Here is a 21,237-nt window from a genome sequence, read left to right as displayed (position 1 = left end):
CATTGCTGCCTGTCATCGATTGCACCTCCTTCTAATCGTATTTAATGCGTGGATCAAGCAGCCGGTAGGCCACATCTGTCAAAATATTGGTTACAACGACGATAAACGCAATGACAAAAACGGCGGCCTGTACAATCGCCATGTCATGGGTGTTGACTGCAACAACCAGCAACTGACCTAGCCCGGGCCAGGAGAATACCGTCTCCGTAATCAATGTTCCACCAATTAAGCTTGTGAACTGCAAACTCATAATCGTCACGACCGGAATCAATCCGTTGCGAAACGCATGTTTGCCAATCACGACCATCCGGCCAAGCCCTTTGCTCCGTGCTGTACGGATGTAATCCTGACTCAGAATTTCCAGCATGCTGGAGCGAATCAGACGAGTCATTTGTGCAGCAAGCCCTACCCCTAGCGTAAAGGCTGGCAATATCAGATGTGATACTCCGCCGCGGCCGGATACAGGTAAAACTCCCCACATCACGGAAAATAATAAAATGAGCATGATACCCATCCAAAAGTTTGGCATAGCTTTACCAATGACCGATATCCCAGAGATGATCAGATCGGTAAACGTATTACGTTTGACTGCTGAGGCAACTCCAAGCGGTACAGCCATAACAATGGCAAAAAACATCGCTGCAACAGCCAGTTCAAAGCTGGCCGGCAATCGTTCCAGTACAAGCTGTAAAGCCGGTTCTCCATAACGGAAGGATTGACCAAAGTCTCCCTGCAAGGCGCTGCCAAGGAATTTCATATACTGTGTGTATAACGGCTGGTCCAGTCCGAGTGCCTGCGTTAATACAGCGCGGTCTTCCGCAGTAGCTGTTTCGGGCAGCATCAGAGCTACCGGATCACCCGTGACGCGGACCAATATAAATACGATTAATGAAACAATGAACAGAACCGGTATAACCTGCAGTAGTGACTTCAGTACATATTTGCCCATTCTCTGTCCACCTCCTTTTAAAAAAGAACGACAGGAACGTGGTGCAGTCCCTGCCGTTCTCGGCTTATCCTTGTCATAACAGGTTGTTCTGTCTGAAGTTACTGTGCAGGTGTAATCTCGTCAGCATAGAACATTTCATCACTACGCGGCTTGAAGTTCACACGGCTATCGGTACCATAAACCCCTTCCATCTGGTACAAATACACAGCTGGGCGATCTTCAGCAAGAATTTGCTGTACTTGCTGGTACTCTTTCTCCCTAGAAGCCGGGTCCATGTTGATCAGCGCAGACTGAAGCAATTTCTCCACTTCCGGATTGTTATAGTCCGACTCACCTTTGGCCTCTTCCAACATGTAACGATTGTAGTTATTTGAAGCATCAAAGAGGGAATTACCAATTCCGATCATGAAGATTTCCTTGAATGACTTGGAACTGTAACGTTCACTGAAAGCACTTGGTTCCAGCACGTCCAGGTTAATTTTGAAGCCCACTTGCTCCAGCATCGCTGCCACGACTTCGGCAGGCTCTTTGTATTGAAAGGATACCGAGATGGTCATCTCCGCTTCACCTTCTGCATAACCTGCTTCCTGCAACAGTTGCTTCGCCTTCTCTTGATCATAAAGCGATGTTTTGTACAACGAAGGCTCTGCCCCAAAGTTGCCAGGCGTTACGGATGTGCGAGTCACAATACCTGCACCTCCGGCAATGCTGTCTACAATGCCCTGCTTGTCAATCGCCAGATCAACGGCCTCCCGAACCTTCGGATCAGCTGTGACGCTGCCCTCTGTTTGGCGGAAAATCAACTGAAGTACACGCTGAATCGGTGCTTTGACGATCTTTTTGTCTGCTTCGCCTTCAATGCGAGCAATATCTGTCGACGGTATGGATGCTGCGATATCAACACCACCAGCCAGCAGTTCCGATACACGTGTGGAAGCTTCCGGGATGACACGGAATACAACCTCATTCCATTTCGGTTCACCATCGAAGTAATTTTCATTTTTCACCAGTTCAACGCGATCATCTTTTGTCCATTTGCTGAATTTGTATGGACCTGTGCCAACCGGTTGTTTCAGGAATTTATCGAACCCATTGTCCTTAATATATTTTGCGGGCAAGATGCCTGCCCCCATTTTGGACAGACGGTTAAGCAGCAATGGATCTGGTCCGTCTGTAATAATATCTACCGTATGTTCATCGACCGCTTTCACTTCAACAATGTTTTTGAAGTAGCTGTTTTGTTTCAGTGTGCTGTCTTTAGCTACGCGCTCCAGTGTATACTTCACATCTGCTGATGTGAATGGATCACCGTTATGGAAGGTCACGCCTTCACGGAGCTTAAAGCGCCATGTGGTGTCATTCACTTGCTCCCATGAAGTCGCGAGACCTGGAACCTTCTTCTGTTCACTATCATTTTTGATCAGATAATCAAATACGTTGACCAGTACCGCTTCACTGGATGTATTATTGTTGTTGTGCGGGTCAAAGCTCTCAATATCCGTAGCAGCTGCGATTGTAAGTGTAGTGCTGGCAGCAGCACCGCTGCCAGATTCACTGGATGCCGAATTGCTATCCGTACTCTTACCACCGCAAGCGCTCAGTACCAGTACTACAGCCAATAATGTGATCCACATGCTAGTCCATTGTCTTTTTTTCATTTTCCATGCTCCCCCTAAGAAGTTGTGTGTCTTGCCAAATATTCAAGCGCTACGGCGGACAGCATGCCTACACCATAAGGCATGACCGTCTCATCCAGATCGAACATCGGATGGTGAAGCGGGTAACGGGTTCGCTCTTCCTCGTTCCCTGAACCCAATCGGAAGAAAACACCCGGAATCTGTTCACAATAGAATGCGAAATCTTCGCCACCCGTAGATGGCGGAATACTACTCCATCCCTTCGCCCATTCGAGTCCATCAACGGTCTCCGCAAGCAGGTCCACCATGCCCAGATCGTTAACCACAACCGGGTAGCCATCGCCATAGATGACTTCATGGCCCGCCCCGAACGAACTGCACACACCACTTACGACCTGTTCAATCAAGGCTGGCATGCGTTCACGAATGGCAGGGGAGAGTGTTCGAACCGTGCCGATCATCTCAACCTCCGGTGCAATGGCGGTTCCCATGTAGCCTCCAGTTATTTTACCGATCGTTACCACAACCGGCTCCAGCGGGTCTACCATACGACTAGTCAGGTTCTGTAGTGCAGTGATGACCTGAGCAGATACGGCAATGGCATCGATACCTTCATGCGGCCTCGCAGCATGTCCACCCTTGCCAAGTACCCGAATCACCAGACGATCTGCCGAGGCAAACGCCACACCTTTGCTAACCCCGACGGTCCCCGTATCTTGTCCCGGAGTCATATGCAGTCCAGCAATCGCGTCCACTTTCGGATTCTCCAGTACTCCATCCTGAATCATGGCACGTGCACCTGCCAATCCTTCCTCCGCAGGCTGGAACACAAATTTGATGTTGCCCGCTTTCGGTCGGCCGAGGCTCGTTAGCAGCTCCGCCGCTCCCATCAGAATGGTTGTATGTGCATCATGCCCGCACAGATGCGCCTTACCTTCTACTTGCGAACTGTACTCAGCCGACTTCTGATCTTGTATAGGCAATGCGTCCATATCTGCCCGAAGTGCAAAAGTGGGGCCCTCTGTCTCTCCTCTCAACAAGCCTACAACTCCGGTTTTTCCGACATTACGCGTCACTTCAAGACCCAGACTTTCCAAGTGTTTGGCTACGATCTCTGACGTTCTGAATTCTTCATAGCCGATTTCCGGATGGCGATGGAAATCTCTCCGCCAGGCAATGAGTTGGGGCTGCAATGCTTGTGCACGTTGATATAGTTGTGATTGGTCCATTAGTTCTCATTCCCTTCTTTGTCATCCGATTCTGATACCAGTCGGGCATAGATCGCATCAGCCGAGAATTCGATGTGTCTTTTCATGGTCTCCCGGGACTTGATGCTGTCATGTGCTTTCAGTGCTTCAAGAATCTCCATATGTATCCCATGATTGACGGAGCGGATTCGGTCATCATATGGCATTAGGTCCAATGCCGGATTAATTTTTGTTCGGATCTGTCTCACGGCCGCCTCGCAGTATGGATTCCCGGATGCCTTGGCAATGGTTAGATGGAACTTCACATCCAGAGCCCGGAACCATTCCCTTGTACAATGAGGTTCAATGCTTTGCTCCATATAAGCTTCCAGCAGCTCCAGCTCGCCTGCGGTAATCCGCTCAGCAGCCAGAAAAGCCGCTTCCGGCTCAATAATGGTCCGGTATTCAAACACTTTCAGCATCTGTTCCCAATCCCGTTTAATTTCTTCTCTTGTGCGTTTATGAGAATTGGCTGTCAGAGGCAAGACAAACGTTCCACCCTTAGCCCCCACGCGCTTCTCTATCAGACCTTTGTCTTCCAACGTAGATAACGCCTCACGTACCGTAATGCGACTTGCATTAAAAATCTCGGCCAGTTCTCGTTCCGATGGAAGCTGTTCTTCACTCATTAATTCTTTGAGAATGATGGCTTCTTCCAGTTGTTCTCTAATAAATTCACTGACCTTTTTGGTAGATACTTTTTCAAAACGAAATGAAAACGTACTGGACATGCAAACACTCCGATCTGTAAATGGTCTAGACCTTATACCATTAATATAATTCCGACTAAACAGATATGCAATACTTTTTTGAATATATTTAAAAATAGTTTTCAAATCGACCCGTTTTCCAAATAAAAAAAGATGCATCTGCATTAGACAGAAACATCTTTTTAATTTGGATTATTCTCTCTATATACGTACAGAAGTAAGGCACGGTATAGACAAATGGATAGCGTATAAAAGAACAAAAACCTTTATCCTCCTGATGAGGATAAAGGTTTCTGGAATGTATTTTAGGCTTAATTGGATTCGTTCATGTAAACGGCTTTACCTGTACGAGCGGACTCATAGAGTGCCTCCAGGATCTGTGAAACCACCAAAGCCTGTTTAGGAGTTACAACCGGCTCCAGATCTTTATCGATCGCTTCAATCCATTTTCTCATCTCTACATCCGGTGCACTTTCACTTTTTCCATCGTAGAAAGCGACCCCGCCTGCACTCAGTTCAATTTCGTTGGTGTACAAACGGCTGAATTTCTCTCCATTGATGCGCAGGCCATTCTTCATATCCGCGCCCGCTTCGCTTCCGCTCAAGCTGCATTTCGCTTCATCCACGTCCAGTGAATTGAGCGCCCAGCTGGATTCCAACATGATCGTCGCGCCATTCTCCATTACAATCATACCGAAAGCAGAATCTTCAACCGAGAATTTTTCCGGGTCCCATGGTCCCCATGCATTCGCTGCATTTTCTCTTTGTGAAAGCTCGTGATGAGTTGTGCCCAGAACAACCTTTGGTTGATAGTTATCCATCATCCACAGCGTCAGGTCAAGTGCATGTGTACCGATGTCAATCAACGGTCCGCCACCTTGTTTCTCCTCATCAAGGAAAACACCCCAAGTAGGTACTGCTCTTCTTCTGATCGCATGTGCTTTGGCAAAGTAAATCGAACCCAGTTCGCCAGCTTCACACAGCTGCTTCAAGTACAAGCTGTCTTCTCTGAAACGGTTATTGTATCCGATGGTCAGTTTTTTACCAGTACGCTCGGCTGCTTCAAGCATTTTTTGCGCTTCAGCAGATGTCTTGGCCATTGGTTTTTCACACATGACGTGTTTTCCGGCTTCAAGTGCAGCAATAGAAATCTCTGCGTGAGAGATATTTGGCGTAAGAACATGAACAATATCAATCGTTTCATCCTGAAGTAATTCTTGATAATCCGAGTATACCTGTGCTTCGGAACTACCATACTTTTCTTTGGCTTCTTCTGCACGTTCCTGAACGATATCACAGAAAGCAACCAGTTCTACATTATCAAGCTTGCTCAAACTTGGCAGATGTTTGCCGTTTGCAATCCCGCCACAGCCAATAATCCCTACACGATACGTTTTACTCATATCTAATCACCCTCACTTTTGGTTTGGTTGTTTCATTTTACGGAAAGCCGATGGGGTCATCCCCAGACGCTTTCGAAAAACAGCATGTAAATAATTAGCATTGGTAAACCCTGAAGCCAGGGCAATTTGTTCGATGGAAACATGACTTTCTTCCAGATTGCGGCACACCGCGCGCAGGCGGATATCCTCCAACACACGGCTGAAAGGCATTTCCGGCTGAACCTGATAAAAGATTCGTTGCAGTTGTCTGCTGCTAATATGTAGCTTCTCCGCTACATTCTCCAGCGTTACTGCTGAGGGATGATTTGCCTCCATATACTGAATGGCATAATCGTACCTGTACACAGACATGTCTCGCACAGGAGCCTCCGCCCGATTCCCCCCGATATCGTAGGCTCGGACGGTCTTCAGCAGAATACTGATCACCTGCTGCTTAATGGACGTGTAATATCCAATTAGTTTACGGTCACAAGCCTCATAAGCTTCCAGGAAACAGTTCATGGCGCGATGATAATCATGTACCGGAGCAAGAGGAAGTGTTCTAAGCTTTTCGATCGTTTCCTCTGACTCTGCTGCCTCCCACGGATCTACACCCTCTCTGGGATGTTCAATGATATCCACATGCAGGCATAATTCATCCATGGCCTCTTGGGAATCCGCCTCCTGATAATGAACAAGACCCGGACCCGTTAAATACAGCATGCCTTCAGAGAGCGGATGCATCTCATCCCCCAGAATGACTTTTCCTTTCCCTCTCGGGATGAAATGTAACTCGAATTCCGCATGGTTATGAAAATCAACGATTCTGCCTGCTGGAAAAGAAGTCAGATGAAATCGCAGAACTCGTATCTCGTAGTGTCCCCACAGGATCGAGACATCCAGTCTTTCCAGGATATCCTGTCGTTCAAGCATCTTCTCAAAAGGATATCGGCTCAATGCGGCACCTCCCAAACCCTATCCCTGTAACTCTTTCAAGGAGATTTTGCGCCCTTCCTTCGCAGAAAGGTTGGCAGCCTCCATCAGGCGAGTCAATTGAGTAGCCGTCTGCAAATTCTCGGTAGCAATCGTATCATTCTGAATATGGGATACCCACTGGCTGAATGCGCTTTCTCTTCTGTCCAGCAAAGGAATCTCTGTCCATTCCTTCTGTTGATCTGAACCAACATTCGTACGGATTAGCAGCTTATCCTCTGGTGTTCCGTATAAAAGTGTGCCTTCCGTACCATGAACCTCTATCGCAAACGGCGAATGACTGTTCACAAACCCAGCCTCGACTACACCGATTGCTCCGGAATCCGTAAATAACGTAGCAACCGCGTTATCTTCCACTTCTTTTCCAGTAACATATCCGAAATTAGCATTAACCCCAGTCACTTCTTGACCCAGGAACAGATTCGTCAGATACATCGGATGACAACCGAGGTCAATTAATGCCCCGCCCTGACAATCTTCCAGATGATAAAAATGCTCAGGCAGCCAATTGCCAATCGCACCGTTATGCGATAAACGCACACGAACATAAGTCACCTTACCAAGTAGTCCTTGGTTCAGAACATCTTGAATCGTTAATGTATATCCATCGTTCAAACGAGGTAAAGATACCGTCATTTTCACTCCGTTATCCTGTACATCCGAAATGATCGTATTTACTTCTTTAATCGTTGAAGCGATAACTTTTTCTGTGAAAATGTGTTTGCCCGCTTTCGCAGCAGCAGTGATCACATCTTCGTGAAGACGTGTCGGTGCATCCACAATGACGGCATCGATGTTATCCTGTGCCAGCATATCTTCAAGCGAAGCATAGAATGGCACGTTCAGACGTTCAGCAGCTTCCTGTCCGCGCTCGGCATCTTCATCCCATACAGCAGCCATCACCGTATCTTCGTGCTCCTGAGCCTGTTTAATATAATCCCAGGCATGTACGTGCCATAAGCTTATTTTACCTATTCGAATGGTCACTATGATTAACCTCCATACTATATGATATTCTGACATCTAACTATAAATTAACACAGACCTGATCTAATTTTAATAGGAACTTACGACAATAACTATATAAAATTACGACATGAATTAGAATGACCTTCTTAAGAAAACAAGCAAAAAAGCTTCCTGCTCACCAAGTCGTGATAATAGGAAGCTTTCTCTGCATGTAACAATTCGGAATCAAGGATGTCCAAAGTTAAGCTGAAGATATTTTATGGCTTATGATCTGTATGGCGGAAATACCGAATTACCTTGCGATACATCGTCTTGTCTTTTAATTGTTTAAAAATATAAGGGTCCGGCTTGGCATTCACTTCAATGACCCAGGGTGTCAGACTTTGATCCAGTCCAATATCCACGCCAATTCCCTTCAATCGCTTGTATTTCTTGTTCATATGACGAGCTATCCCAACACCCAGCTTATTCATCTCCTGAATCAGTTCATTTCTGCGCTTTGCGGACACATGAGATTCCAGAAGCTTATGAATATCCATTGGCTGACCGCCGTTATGATAATTGGTTACTATTTTTTTGGAATGTCCAAGTCGACCGATAACCCCCGTTGCTTCCCACTGCTGTTCTGGGCTTAACTGTACCATGACCCGGATGTCAAAGCGCCTGTTGTTGTGTTTTAGCAGATGTATTCCTCTTTGAATGAGATAGCTTCGCTGTTTCACAACGTGTGCAAGACTTTTATAGAACGAATCAAAGCTATTAAACGTCAGACGTTTTTGATTCATCTGATACGCAAAATCATGTTGATTTTCCATCTCAGCCTTAATGACGCCCACTCCATGAGTTCCTATTTCAGGCTTGATATATAACATTCCATATCTGGCTATCATGGATTTTAGATTCACCTTGTTAAACTTTTGTGTATCAGGTATGAACGGTTTTATTGAATCATTATTGATAAGCTGCTTTGTTTTTAGCCATTTGCTTCTTAACGGTTGTGATTTCTCAATACCCACAGATCGTTCCTCCAGTCTTCATATTGAACACATATGCTGTTTCATTAAGTTCATGCATCATATGCAATATCATTGAACGAATCTTAGGCAATACTTCTTGAATTTACATACAAAAAGCCGACAAACCCCTCTTCTTTGGGCTTGTCGGCTTTTCACTTTACATTTTCAAATCATCGTTTCTGTTTCAATTTGAAGCTGGATTATAAGCATCTCCGTGATGCTTCGATTAAGGTAACAGATTTTCGTCAACTGGCACATTCGTGTCCGGAGCTTCTGCTGCAGATACGAATAACCGTCCTGGCGCTTCCACCTCGACTTTATTTCCTGCTGCATCCTGAGCACGGATCACGATCACTCCACCCTCAAGCACCAGCGAAGATGCAGTGGTATAGGTCCCTGTATAATGACCAGGTTCCGTTTCCAACAATGGAATCTCTGCGCCAGCCTGTGTGCTCAAATTGGATGGCAGTTCAATCCGGAAAGAGGCCTGTAATTTGGGGATACTGTCGAACGAAACCGTTACAGTTTCTCCTGCCACAATCCGTACATCCTCAGCCGGAGAGATATTGGTCAGTTCAGGCAAAGACGTTTCCACATAAACAGTCCGTGTCACGGTTGTTTTATTGCCTGCAATATCTGTCGCAATGATTGTAATCGTGTTCTTGCCCTCATTCACAAGTACGCGGTGATTAAAACTTCTGTCTTGCTCCAATTTCACCTTCTGTCCGTTAATGGTCACTTTGTCGAGGAATTGGTCCTGTACATCGCCCGTCACATGAACCACTTCTGTGTTAGTTCGACTTCCTTCTTCAGGTGTAAGGACAGTTAACACAGGTGCTGTCTGATCCAAGATGATCACAACTGGAAGGGAGCGATCGGTCGTTTTCCCGTTAACTACCGCCTCGGCAGTAATGGCATTAACCCCTGCACGAAGTTTAACATTCAGCTTAAATTTTCCATTCTCCACTGTCGTTGTTCCCGCTACTTCTTTTCCATTATATACCTTGATCTGGGCTCCTGAAGCTGGAGAAGTTCCAGACACAGCAAATGTCGACTGATTGGTATAGGTGCTCGTCGGTTGTGTGAGTACAGGTGCATTCACTGGATATTTCACGACTGTACGAATCATATAGTTACCCTCTTCTGCTGGTGCAGTACTCCATACGCCACCTACACGCTGCCAGCTCCGCCCTGCATTCACACCGTTTTCATCGGTTGCGAGTCCAGGTGCGCTCGTTCCAACAGCAGTCTGTACATACACGATATAGAAATCGCCTTGTACCACTACTGGCTCAGGAAATTCAACTGTTGTCCACTGATCATTGCGCAATGCCGTACCGTCGAAAGGTCCTGCCAGCAATCGGCCTGGCGCTCCACCCGATCCGGAGGCATCATAGACGGCATATTTGAATGCTGTTCCACCTGGTACAGGCCATTGTGTATTCCAGAATCGAAGTGATGCACCTGTAAGCTGTGCTGTCTCTAGTTCTGGCGTCATACGTACAGCCCATGCGTTATCTGCGGCCACAAAGGCTCTTGCATTTTCAGCCGTTCCATCGTCATAAGCGATTTCACCAGGAAATCCGATAAATGGTTTTAAGGAAACTTTCGCTTCGACTGTACCGTTTCCAGGTACTGTTACATTTACCGTTTTGCTATAGTAGTCCGTCTTGATGATCGATAACGTATAGCTTCCTTCCAGAACATCCAGAGCAAATTTACCGTCTGCTCCTGTGCGTACAGCACCTACTTGAGCATCTTCCAACACGAGGACGGATGCTCCAGCGATAGGTTTCCCTGTCCGTTCATCGCTCACAATACCTTCAATCTTTCCTTGAGGAATGGTTTTCAGATTGAAGTTGGCTGTTGCTCCACTTCCATCCGTGATGGTTACCGCCTTCGTTTGAGGATAATAGCCATAGGCCTCAGCCTTCAACGTGTAATCACCCGCCACGTGAGTGAAACTGTATTTGCCTGTCGTCGGGTCCGTCTTCACTGAACGTCCTGTTTCCAGAACAGTGACCGTTGCACTTGCAGGCAAACTTTGCGGCGTTACAGAACCTGTTCCAGGTTTCTGTACTTCGGGCTGTTCCTGTTTGGTTTTATTAAATTCGGCCTTGTCCGTACTTGAAATTTTGTACCAAGAAGTATCATATTCCGGCTTAGGCTTATCGCTGTTCAGAACAACTGCCGTATCTTTTGTAACCGTCTCAGCGGCGATACCCAGAATGCGGAAGTCATCGATGTACCAGCCTTGCTTGACGACACTGCTGTCTGAAGTCAATCTGAACCGGAATTGAACTTCATTCCCCTTCAAAGCTGCCAGATCGTAAAATACCGGAGTCCATTGTTTTCCATTTGAAGAATGAGAGAATTTACCTAGCTCCGACCATGTGTTGCCACCGTCTTTCGTGGCTTCAACATAACCGTAATCGTATCCACTTTCGATTTCATACCAATGATTGAACGTCAGCGTAGCTTGATCCACCTGAGTTAGATCGACGACTGGCGATACCAGAGAATAGTTAGAACCGTTCTCATAGGTACTGTCCAGATCGGTTGCCCAAACATTCGGCGGAGAAACCGCACTGGCAGGTCCAACGACAGGTACTCCGCGTTCCCACTCGTCCTTGGTGCCGGAATGAGTCCACTCATTGTCACTGTTGCCATCAAAGTGATCGATGAAGATATCTTCAGGGACCTCCACGGTCACGGATACCTCATTCGACTTGTCACTCTCATTGCCACTATAATCAAGAGCGGCTACCGTATAAAAATAAGTCGAATCTGTTACTGTAGCCGTATCCGTAAATGTCGTTGCAGATGTATTTCCGAGCAATTCATAACCTGTGCCTGAATTCGTTGAACGATATACGTTGTAGGATTTCAGATCCTCATCGTCCGATCCCGTCCAGGACAAGTTTACATTCCCCAGTATGTCGGCAGAAGCGGACAATCCGCTTGGTGCTCCCGGAGCAATATCATCTGGAGCTTGTACTGAAAAGTCATCGATATACCAACCAGCCTTCTGAACGGAATTGTCACTGGTCAGATTAAACTTGATAAATACCTGTTGACCGGCGTATTCACGCAAGTCAATATATTGCGTTTTCCAGCCTCCACCGGCACCTGTAAAGCTCAATGCCTCTTCAAATACGAAGTCACTATCCTCTGTTGCAATGTACACTTTGCCAAAATCGATATTGCTCTCCAAATCATACCAGTGCTTGAAGGATAACAATGCTCCCTCAGGGCTCTGGGTAAGATCAATTGGTGGTGCAAGTAAGTAAGCATTACTGTTGGCTGCATAAGTCCCAGTCAGATTAGTTGCAATCACTTTGTCACCAGAGTAGGCACTTCCCGGTCCACTTGTTGGTGCTCCCCATGCCCAAGTGTTGCCAACTCCACCCGAAGTAAAGCCCAGATTGTCTTCCTCAAAATCTTGCAGATACCCAGGCTGGACTCCATTGGAGACAGCAACCTTGTAAACTTCACTCTCGAATCCGTTGTTGCCATAATCATTGACCCGGATATAGTACTCCAAACCCTGTGACTCGATTAGAAATGCCGGAATTGTCGCTGTATAAGTTCCATCTTTGGCATCCCCAGCTACTCGATTCATCGGCAGATATACGTATTGGCTCGTGCCCGTTGTTTTGGCAAATGCCTCCACTGTGGTTACACCGACATTATCGGTAACACGTGCAGTCAGTGGAATATCAAGCCCCGTAAAGGCAGAATTGACAGGCGTATGTTCCAGGACCGGCGCTTTCAGATCGTCACCTGCTGTGACAACCCTGCCAGATACCGTGCCTATGCCTTCGAGGACAGAGCCCACAGCATCCAGTGCATTGATAATGCCGTGACCGTAACCGTTATTTGGCGAATTTGGATACCGGCTGTCTGTTCTCGGTGTCGCTGTATCCATAATGATCTGCTCTAACTGATCAACCGTAAGGGAATGATTAGCTTGAAGCAGGAGTGCGGCCAGTGCAGTGGTATGCGGGCCTGCCATGGACGTGCCGTTCCAGCCACCCTCATATACTCCGCCCGGAACAGAGGAACGGATGTTAACACCTGGAGCCGAAACTTCCGGCTTAATTTCCTCATAAGGGGAAGGACCAAGAAGGGAAAAAGAAGCCAGATTCCCGTTGATATCCGTTGCTCCCGTAGCGAAGCTCTCTGGATAATTCGCAGGGTTCGCCACCGAACCTGGACCTCCCGGATTCGTTAGTGTCACATTCCCGGCTGAAAATTCCGGAAAGATCTGTGCATCACGCCAAGCCTGTACCATTGGACGGAACCACTCGTCCAATCCTGGACCACCACCCCAGGAATTGTTAACCACATCCGGGGCAAGCTCAGGATGCAAGTTTCCTTCAGCATCCACTGGAGCAATCAGCCATTGACCGCCATCCAGTATAATGGCATCCGTGGTACTCGGATTGAAAATCCGAACGGCAATCCATTTTGCCCCTGGAGCAACCCCAATCTTGTTGGTGCCGTTCGCTTCGGAGCCTACCATCGTACCCATGGTATGTGTACCATGACCGTCTCCATCCGCAGGAAGCGAAGCATTGCTATGGGGATCGTACCAGCTTAGTTCGGGATCAACGATATTTCCCGAAGCATCAAGCCCTCTCCATTTGCTGCGGAGAGCCGGATGGGTATAATCAACCCCGCTGTCCAGGTTGGCAACAACGATTCCTGTACCGTCGATTCCTCTATCCCAGACTGCTGGCGCGTTGATAGAATCGATATTCCATTCTACGTTCTCTGTCTGCAGGCTCTTATCGTTAGCCGCTGCGCTTTCTTTCGCTGGCGACTCTTTTGCCGGGATCGTTGTAGTGTCTGCCGCAGGGGCTGCGGTTGCTTTTTCATTGCTGACCTCGGTTTTTTGCAGAAAACGCTCCTCATTTGGTAATATTTTATCTACCTCAGGCAGAAGTGCAATCTGTTCCATGACTTCTTTGGTGCTCGTTACTGCGAGTGCATTAACGATAAAATAGCTTTTATATTCTTTGACCTTGCCAAGGTCAAGTTCCTTTTCAAGAAAACTTTCAAGTGTGTACTGAGATCGCGAGGCCGTTTCCCGCAGAGAGCTGACAACGGTGCTTCGTACCGACAGTTTCGTTGCCGAAGCCGTTTGCTTTTCGATTGTTGCCTTTTGCATGGCTTGTTTGGAGACAGAGGCAGTATCTACCTGTTCTTTCATTTTCACCAGATAAGTTACATAATCATTACTCTCAAATTCCTTGCTTAATTTGGCGTTGACTTTGGAAGTAGTGATTTTGTCCGAACTGGATTTCATGTCAATCTTCTGCGATGCGGCGTTTTCAGCTGAAACCGGTTGTATGATAGATAATGCAAGGAGAAGCGACAGGCCCATGGACAGCGGCTTGCGTAAACGATTCATCTTTATCAAACTTTTCCACTCCTTTTACCCGGTTTTTGTAATACAGTGATTTACTGTATCCATTTCTAAAAATGAAAACGATGAAACGGCCTCAACATGGGCAGACGTGTTGCGTTCATTTACATCAAGCCTCACCTCCTTTACAGGACAGGTTATTAAATTACATCGCATGTGAAAGATTATAGATAGCCAAATTTAGCATATATGGAAGAGGTGAATTTCAGATCAATTAATCTTGTGGGTGGAAGTTTATTCGCATTCATTAAGGAGGGTAATCACCGGCGTTAGCAAGAACGCTTACTTTACATGGGAGTATGATTGCTCTGGATAGATCAGGAGATTTCTTGAATATGTACAAACACTCTTAAAATTACATATAATATAAAATTTAGAATCTAATTGTATATTTATGGTATATTATAGAGTCATAAAAAGAGATATACAAGCACTTTTATAGAAAATAATAGAAAGTAAGCCTTTTTAATGCTTTCATAAGTCTAATGACTCTCCGTTAACCATATGTTTTTCGCAAATGTGAATACCACGGCTTTTTAATTGATCCAAACAGTTCTTTATAACTATGACTGATTCACTCAGATAGTAAAAAGAACGACGCGAGAAACTTCGCGCCGTTCTTTTGGTGTTCTCCCAAACCAATCGTGTCATGTGCGTTGTTTCAGACGATCCAACACCAGATACACAACGATGGCATCATCCAGATAACCAATCGGAAAGAGATAGTCCGGGATCAGATCCGCAGACGAAATAAAGTATAACAATGCACTTCCAATCAGAGAACGATCGTTCTCTGGTGTAATCTCATCACAGTATTGAATATGCATTTCCTTCAAATGTTCAATGAACGGTCCTGCACCGTTTATCTGATTGATTTTTAGATCAAACTCCTTACATATTATTCGATGCCCTTCATCTGTACGTGCATATTGTTCGTACTTAACCATTTCCTGTTCTATCCGCTCTGTTGTCACATCGAGGTCAAATAATTTCGTATGTTGCAGGACCGTCTTGATCGATTCAAGCGAATCCAGAATCCCCCGCTCTGCCCCTCTTTTTGCGTTATCGATTTTGTAGCCTGCAGCCTCAATGAGATGATCCAGAGATACATCCAAATGTTCGGAAAAGATCTGTAAATGCGTGAGCTTCGGTTGCTGCTTTCCGTTCAGAATCCGAGAAATGGTGGCCGTGTCCATTCCGCACAACGTACTGAATTTGCGCATCGAGAGAGAGCGTCTGGCAAGCAGAGGCTTGATCAAATCTCCGATATGGCAATCCTTTGTTTGATCATTTGCTCTCACCAGCATCCCTCCAGAGATATGATCGATAGTCTAGTATATGGGACAATGTGGTGAAAGTTTACTTTATTCTTTCTTCATCAGCAGCGTTTTGTTGCATTTTTCTCAAGGACGGGCACATGAATCTCAACACGACATACATTAAGAGCAGAATACAGATCATGAGGTGATTGTATGGCGTGGATGCTCATTCTTGCTTTGGCCGTCTCTTCGAGTCTTGACAATCTGGGTGTCGGACTATCGTACGGGATCAGAAAAATCAGAATCAGCCTATTTTCGAATTTTTTGATTGCCGTTGTTTGTTTGTTGTTCAGTTATTCAGGCATTTTGTTCGGAAAATGGATTTCGATCGTGCTACCTGGCGTTTTCCCTATACTACTGGGGACATTTATCCTACTCGTTATCGGTTTTCGTATCATCTTGTTATCCGTTCCCCGCAAGAAGAAAGATCACGAAGAGGACGAATCCCAAACCCTCGGGATCGGGTCTATTTTGCAAAATCCGGAACGGGTAGATTTGGACAAATCGAATCATATTGGAATTCTGGAAGCATTGATTCTGGGTGTTGCCCTTTCGACAAACGCACTGACGAATGGCTTAAGCGCAGGGCTGATGGGCTTATCCCCCTTGTATATTTCCCTTACCGCAGCTATCGGCAGTTTTGTTACCGTATGGTTTGGCGTGTGGATGGGGTCCAAAGCGGCAAACGTTCGTATTGGTTCATTCACATTGGGACAATTCGGAACGCTTGTCAGCGGGGTTCTCTTATTGCTGATTGCAGCCAATAATTTGTTCTGATCATGTATGCAAATTCCAAAAAGGAGACATCTGATCAGATGTCTCCTTTTTGAGCATGTTAAATCTTTTGTTAATGGATTATTGTCTTGTCAGAATCCTGGGTTATTTACCCGGCTCATCTTATTTCAGTGCCGTAACCACTTCTTCACTGGAGCGAATCCGACCCAATCTAGGGAAAATGGTTTTACAAACGTAGTCATGCTCTTCCTTGGTTGCAGCTGTCATTGCATCTTCTACAAAAATCTGTTGATAACCGTGCTGATAAGCTTCTCTGGCTGTAGTATCTACACCGATTGACGTAGAAACGCCACATAATACAATGGTATCTATTCCCCGACGTCGCAACTGGAGGTCGAGATCCGTACCGAAGAAAGCACCCCATTGACGTTTGGCAACCGTATGATAAGGAGTATGGGCAGTCATTTCAGGCACAAATTGATCCCAGTCTGCGCTAAACTGAATCGCTCCCCGTTCCATATCCGTCTTTGGTTTCAACATGTCTTTTCCATCGACTGAAGAGACTTTTACAAGCACCACAAAAGCTCCCTTTTCCGTGAAAGCCTGTGCTAACTTGGCCGCATTCTGCACCACCTGCTCACCTGTATGTGGAGACTGTAGCGGGCTATTTACAATCCCCTTTTGCAAATCAATCACGACCAGCGCTGTTTTTTCAGCTGTAAGCTGTTCAGCTTCTGCTTTTTTCAAGTTTTCCATGATATTCTCTCCCAATCGTTTCAAGTTTTTTGTATACCTTAAAATACACCCAGCCAGCATTAATCAATATCAATGCACTGGTAATCAAGAACACATATCGTATTCCCATCCAGGCAGCCACTTGTCCGCCTAAAACAGCACCGCCGAATACTCCCAGATATCCTGCTGACATGTTAAAACCGAACATTCTACCAGTCAGGGAAGCTGGTGTAATTTTTTTGATCAGAGTATTCACCGAAGGAATTAGCCCAGCTGCCGCCAATCCCAATAAGAAACGCAGGCCCATCAACTGCCACGGACTCGTTACAAACGCCTGTGCTATGAAGAGAATTCCGGCAGCTAAAAGAGCAACCAAAATGACCTTCTGTGCGCCTATTTGGTCCGAAAGCTTACCCAGTCTTGGCGCAGCAATGAGATTAGCCAATCCTGATGCCGAGAACACGATTCCAGCCAATAGAGCAACATGCGAAGTGTTACCGGAAAGCTGCGTAATATATACGGTAATGATAGGCTCCACCGAATATAAGGCCACAGTGAGTACAAAAAAAGTAACAAACAAGTTAATCGTCAGACTTTTCTCGGGCACTTTTCGCCATACTTCCCTAAGACCAAGCACCACCTTGTCCTCTCGCGTGAACGATTCCTTCACAAACAAAGCGGTCGTAATAAAGGCAATCATCATCAGCCCACCCGTTATAAAAAACGAATTTTGGAGCCCCCAATTTACCCCTATGAATCCACCAATTGTCGGACCGATCAAGGAACCTGCGATGTTGGCGGTTGAAAGTGTTCCCAAAGCATAGCCCGCATGTTTGGAATCGGTTTGGGTCGCTATCAGCGTTGTACAGGCGGTGCTATATCCTGTGATGACACCCTGTAGCAGCCGAAGTCCAATGAGCATATACACATTTGTTGAGAACCCCATACAACCTACCACTACAGCCATCCCCAAACTGGCTCGAAGTAGCATTGGTTTTCTCCCCCATCGGTCGGCAGCCGCTCCCCATATGGGGGAGAAAATGGCGGAAAGTATAAACGTGATGCCAAAGGCAATTCCGGAGAATTGGGCAATCGCTGCTGAGTCATTCACACCAAGCTGCTTGATGTACAGCGGCAAAATCGGTGCGATCTGACTCATGCCTACTCCGGTCACAAACATTCCGAACCAGCATACAATCAAATTTCTTTTCCACAGCGGCATATCAACAAGCCTTCCTCCCGCTTCAGAATCATATCCTCATCTTAGCGATCAGAACGGCTATGCACCATGCATTATGTTAAACTCCATGGACATTTTTGCTGTAAAATTCCGTTGGACTCATGCCTTCCAATTGTTTAAATAGCCTACTAAAATAGAATTCATCCGTGTAACCGAGTACCTGCGCCACCTCTTTAACTTTGTTGTTTCCTTCCAAAATGATCTCTTTTGCTTTATCCATCTTCAGTTTGTTAAAAAATTCTATAATGGAGTATCCTGTAATCTCTTTGAAAGCTCTTGATAAATACGGGGCTGATAACTGCACGAGCTCAGATAGTTCGGTCAAGGTGACTTTACGATGCAAATGTTGATTCATATAGTTGATAATCTTTTCCACTTTCAAGGATGTCGCATAATTACGATGCCGCTTTTTTATATTTTGGCCGATCGCGATAAGCAATTGCTGTAGTAAGGACTTGGTGCTAAACTCATAACCCGGTAGTTTCGTATGCCAGGTGTCTACCATATGTTTAAATACTTCTTCCAATTGATAATAATCCTGTAATTGCTGGACAGCTGGTAAGGGAAACATCTCGACGTCCTCGTTTACAGTCCATGTATTGTCATTCTGCTCGATCCGGACATAACTGAAGTGAACCGAAAAAAAACTTATGGGATTCTTAAAGTCAATCTCTATCAAGTGAGGCACATCCGGTTGAAGGTAGATCAGGACGCCTTCCTGAATGGTATGTCTTTTACTCTCAATGGTAATCTCCGCTTTGCCGCCTGTAATAAAAATGAGTTCATGATGCTGAAGCGTTCGCACCCCTTTATTGGAAAATGTCCGAAGTTCATTCGGCTTCCTTGAGTTGCAGTATAAAATATGAAAAAAAAGCTGTTCTATATTCATGGTTCCCTCCACGCACATATCGTTCTTGCTGTCTCATTCGCTCTTCCGGTTCACCTGTTCAGGATTTCCAAAGAGTGGCATGTTTAGTATACAGGGATTTCTGCTGAGGATGGTTTTTCAGTTGATTCATTCAATCCTGTTTGTGACGAAGATAAACCTAAAAGAACAAAAAAACAAGCTGTCTCCAATACAAATGGAGCTCAGCTTGTTTCCTGACTTATTTATTCTCATTGCGTGTTAGTAAATCAAGTAATATTCAAGCCACCACTTGCATAGCCGACAACGGTATTCACAAGTGTGAGTCCGGCAGCTGTCGCCGAGAACACCAGCAACAGACGTGTCTGTGCAGTCACCGGGATAGCCAATCCGGTTGTTATACCATTGGAGATGGTGCCCAATGCGATAATACCTGTAAGTGGAGGTGCCAGCGTCACGACAGCTCCAGGAACAGCCGTAAATGCATTGTCTGGCGTAGGCGAGCTGAACAGTTGTGCTGTGATGGTTACCGTTGAACCGACTAATGACAAGGCTGCGGTTGTGCTAAAGTACGCAGCAATGGAAGTTATAACGCCATCCCTTGGAGCTGAAAATGCAAAGTTAATGAGTGGGCCAACTACTGACCCTGTTAAATCAATGGTGCCCCCGACCAAGCTTATTCCCGTTGCCGAGCTACCGAAACCAATCAGGCTTGTAGTACCAACCAATCCACCAACGAGTGTTGTCAAAATGGCTGGACCACCAGAAGCAAACGGAATGATGGCTCCCGAACCTGTAGCTCCCGTTACGCCAGTAACACCAGTTACTCCGGCCAATCCCGTAGCTCCTGTTATACCAGTAACCCCAGCTATTCCTGTCGCTCCTGTATCACCGGTCACACCGGTGACTCCAGCTATTCCTGTCGCTCCAGTCACACCGGTGGCTCCGGCCAATCCTGCGGCTCCCGTAGCACCAGTCACACCGGTGACTCCAGCTACTCCTGTCGCTCCAGTCACACCAGTAGCTCCGGCCAATCCTGCGGCTCCCGTAGCACCGGTAACACCAGTAACCCCGGCTGTTCCTGTCGCTCCAGTCACACCAGTGGCTCCAGCCAATCCTGCGGCTCCCGTAGCACCCGTTACTCCCGTCGCACCCGCCACTCCAGGATCACCCGTAGCTCCGGTTACGCCTGGATCACCTGTGGCTCCCGTAACGCCCGCTGCACCGACAGCTCCGGTCGCACCCGTTACGCCTGCCGCTCCTGCAGTTCCTGTCGCTCCAGTCACTCCGGTGGCTCCAGTTGCACCACCTGCTGGACCTGCTGCACCCGTGGCTCCGGTTGCACCCGTAACTCCGTTCAGACCAGCTGCACCTGCTGGACCTTGGCTACCCGCCGGACCGATCGGACCAATGGGTCCCGCAGGCCCAGGGTTACCCTGCGATCCCGCTGGACCTACCGTTCCTTGAGGACCAGCAACACCTTGAGATCCGGCCGGACCGGCAGGTCCTGCTGGTCCAGCGGGTCCAGCAGGACCCGGAATTCCTGAGTTTCTAAGTGCGTTGGCAAGAGCTACCTCTACTGCTCTGATGGCAATGACCAATTGGTCTTTGTCCGCAGAATGGATGCATTCTTGTAAAACAACAGACAACAGCGTATCAAGCAATTGCTGCAAGTTGGTGCCTACGCTTATTGGAGAGAATGGGATGACCTCCGCTGAAGCAATGGAAAGTTCCAAGGCAGCTTCCAAGCTGGCCTTGTTTCCTTTCTTTAATTTCAAATGATGAACCAAAGCCAGCAATTTGCGCAGAATTTCAATCAAAACAGAAACATTAACCTGAGTTGGATTAGCAAATACCTGTACTATGGCAGCTTTCAACTCGCCAATCAATTTGAGGAGTAAATGGGCTTCTTCCCCAATACCTGTGAGGTGTGATTCTCCTCCACCTTTTCTAAAGCCGCTTCCGCCGTGCACACTGCGTTTCTTGTACTTCATCTTCCATAATCTCCT

Annotated in this window: 15 protein-coding genes; 1 reads left to right on the top strand and 14 read right to left on the bottom strand. The window is 46.6% G+C overall.

Features of this window, described 5'->3' with window-relative positions; all coding sequences use genetic code 11:
* Positions 1-31: 31 nt before the first annotated feature.
* From BLS14_RS04215 to BLS14_RS04170, 10 genes are all read right to left on the bottom strand, one after another.
* Entirely contained in the window at positions 32-949 is a 918-nt protein-coding gene (locus BLS14_RS04215) for an ABC transporter permease (RefSeq protein WP_063565206.1), read from the bottom strand.
* A 98-nt stretch (positions 950-1,047) separates the two neighbouring features.
* On the bottom strand, positions 1,048-2,607 hold the full coding sequence (locus BLS14_RS04210) for an ABC transporter substrate-binding protein (RefSeq protein WP_090949678.1): 1,560 nt from the start codon (positions 2,605-2,607) through the stop codon (positions 1,048-1,050).
* 14 nt (positions 2,608-2,621) lie between these two features.
* Complete coding sequence (locus tag BLS14_RS04205) at positions 2,622-3,815, bottom strand: M20 metallopeptidase family protein (protein ID WP_090949676.1); 1,194 nt, start codon at positions 3,813-3,815, stop codon at positions 2,622-2,624.
* Positions 3,815-4,564 (bottom strand): FadR/GntR family transcriptional regulator, encoded by a 750-nt coding sequence (locus tag BLS14_RS04200; protein ID WP_079694345.1) that lies wholly within the window; start codon positions 4,562-4,564, stop codon positions 3,815-3,817. Before BLS14_RS04200 ends, BLS14_RS04205 begins: the two co-directional genes overlap by 1 nt.
* Positions 4,565-4,854: 290 nt before the next feature.
* Positions 4,855-5,946 (bottom strand): Gfo/Idh/MocA family protein, encoded by a 1,092-nt coding sequence (locus BLS14_RS04195; protein ID WP_090949673.1) that lies wholly within the window; start codon positions 5,944-5,946, stop codon positions 4,855-4,857.
* A gap of 12 nt (positions 5,947-5,958) precedes the next feature.
* A complete protein-coding gene (locus BLS14_RS04190) occupies positions 5,959-6,882 on the bottom strand; it encodes an AraC family transcriptional regulator (RefSeq protein ID WP_024634223.1) in 924 nt (307 codons plus the stop codon).
* An 18-nt stretch (positions 6,883-6,900) separates the two neighbouring features.
* Positions 6,901-7,905, bottom strand: coding sequence for a Gfo/Idh/MocA family protein (locus tag BLS14_RS04185; protein WP_231952525.1), 1,005 nt, complete (start codon positions 7,903-7,905; stop codon positions 6,901-6,903).
* 239 nt (positions 7,906-8,144) lie between these two features.
* A complete protein-coding gene (locus BLS14_RS04180) occupies positions 8,145-8,903 on the bottom strand; it encodes a YheC/YheD family protein (protein WP_063565212.1) in 759 nt (252 codons plus the stop codon).
* A 226-nt stretch (positions 8,904-9,129) separates the two neighbouring features.
* The gene (locus BLS14_RS04175) at positions 9,130-14,328 is read right to left on the bottom strand and encodes a S8 family peptidase (protein ID WP_090949671.1); all 5,199 of its coding nucleotides are present in this window, start codon (positions 14,326-14,328) and stop codon (positions 9,130-9,132) included.
* Between the two features lie 653 nt (positions 14,329-14,981).
* Entirely contained in the window at positions 14,982-15,641 is a 660-nt protein-coding gene (locus BLS14_RS04170; protein WP_090949669.1) for a DUF1232 domain-containing protein, read from the bottom strand.
* Between the two features lie 165 nt (positions 15,642-15,806).
* Between BLS14_RS04170 and ytaF the strand changes: the two genes are divergently transcribed.
* Positions 15,807-16,430 carry a sporulation membrane protein YtaF gene (gene ytaF / locus BLS14_RS04165; protein ID WP_079694350.1) on the top strand — a complete coding sequence of 208 codons (624 nt, stop codon included), beginning with the start codon at positions 15,807-15,809 and terminating at the stop codon, positions 16,428-16,430.
* A 120-nt stretch (positions 16,431-16,550) separates the two neighbouring features.
* Here the strand turns inward: ytaF and BLS14_RS04160 are convergent, their stop codons facing one another.
* The 4 genes from BLS14_RS04160 to BLS14_RS04145 form a co-directional block, all read right to left on the bottom strand.
* Positions 16,551-17,144 carry a hydrolase gene (locus BLS14_RS04160; protein WP_063565215.1) on the bottom strand — a complete coding sequence of 198 codons (594 nt, stop codon included), beginning with the start codon at positions 17,142-17,144 and terminating at the stop codon, positions 16,551-16,553.
* Positions 17,116-18,345 (bottom strand): multidrug efflux MFS transporter, encoded by a 1,230-nt coding sequence (locus BLS14_RS04155; RefSeq protein WP_090949667.1) that lies wholly within the window; start codon positions 18,343-18,345, stop codon positions 17,116-17,118. Before BLS14_RS04155 ends, BLS14_RS04160 begins: the two co-directional genes overlap by 29 nt.
* A 76-nt stretch (positions 18,346-18,421) precedes the next feature.
* Positions 18,422-19,168: a helix-turn-helix transcriptional regulator gene (locus BLS14_RS04150; protein WP_256336139.1), complete on the bottom strand. Its 747-nt coding sequence runs from the start codon at positions 19,166-19,168 to the stop codon at positions 18,422-18,424.
* A gap of 329 nt (positions 19,169-19,497) precedes the next feature.
* Entirely contained in the window at positions 19,498-21,222 is a 1,725-nt protein-coding gene (locus BLS14_RS04145) for an exosporium glycoprotein BclB-related protein (RefSeq protein ID WP_090949664.1), read from the bottom strand.
* Positions 21,223-21,237 lie beyond the last annotated feature (15 nt).

It is taken from the genome of Paenibacillus sp. OK060 (genome assembly GCF_900101205.1).
Classification (GTDB): Bacteria; Bacillota; Bacilli; order Paenibacillales; family Paenibacillaceae; genus Paenibacillus; species Paenibacillus marchantiae.
Note: the sequence above shows the minus strand (reverse complement) of the source record. Positions and strands in the feature narration are given on the sequence as shown.

Excerpts from the sequence above, each read along its gene's own strand:
- BLS14_RS04195 (WP_090949673.1), bottom strand. The coding sequence starts at position 5,946 with ATGAGTAAAACGTATCGTGTAGGGATTATTGGCTGTGGCGGGATTGCA.
- BLS14_RS04160 (WP_063565215.1), bottom strand. The coding sequence starts at position 17,144 with ATGGAAAACTTGAAAAAAGCAGAAGCTGAACAGCTTACAGCTGAAAAA.
- BLS14_RS04145 (WP_090949664.1), bottom strand. The coding sequence starts at position 21,222 with ATGAAGTACAAGAAACGCAGTGTGCACGGCGGAAGCGGCTTTAGAAAA.
- ytaF (WP_079694350.1), top strand. The coding sequence starts at position 15,807 with ATGGCGTGGATGCTCATTCTTGCTTTGGCCGTCTCTTCGAGTCTTGAC.
- BLS14_RS04215 (WP_063565206.1), bottom strand. The coding sequence starts at position 949 with ATGGGCAAATATGTACTGAAGTCACTACTGCAGGTTATACCGGTTCTG.
- BLS14_RS04155 (WP_090949667.1), bottom strand. The coding sequence starts at position 18,345 with ATGCCGCTGTGGAAAAGAAATTTGATTGTATGCTGGTTCGGAATGTTT.
- BLS14_RS04170 (WP_090949669.1), bottom strand. The coding sequence starts at position 15,641 with ATGCTGGTGAGAGCAAATGATCAAACAAAGGATTGCCATATCGGAGAT.
- BLS14_RS04210 (WP_090949678.1), bottom strand. The coding sequence starts at position 2,607 with ATGAAAAAAAGACAATGGACTAGCATGTGGATCACATTATTGGCTGTA.
- BLS14_RS04205 (WP_090949676.1), bottom strand. The coding sequence starts at position 3,815 with ATGGACCAATCACAACTATATCAACGTGCACAAGCATTGCAGCCCCAA.
- BLS14_RS04200 (WP_079694345.1), bottom strand. The coding sequence starts at position 4,564 with ATGTCCAGTACGTTTTCATTTCGTTTTGAAAAAGTATCTACCAAAAAG.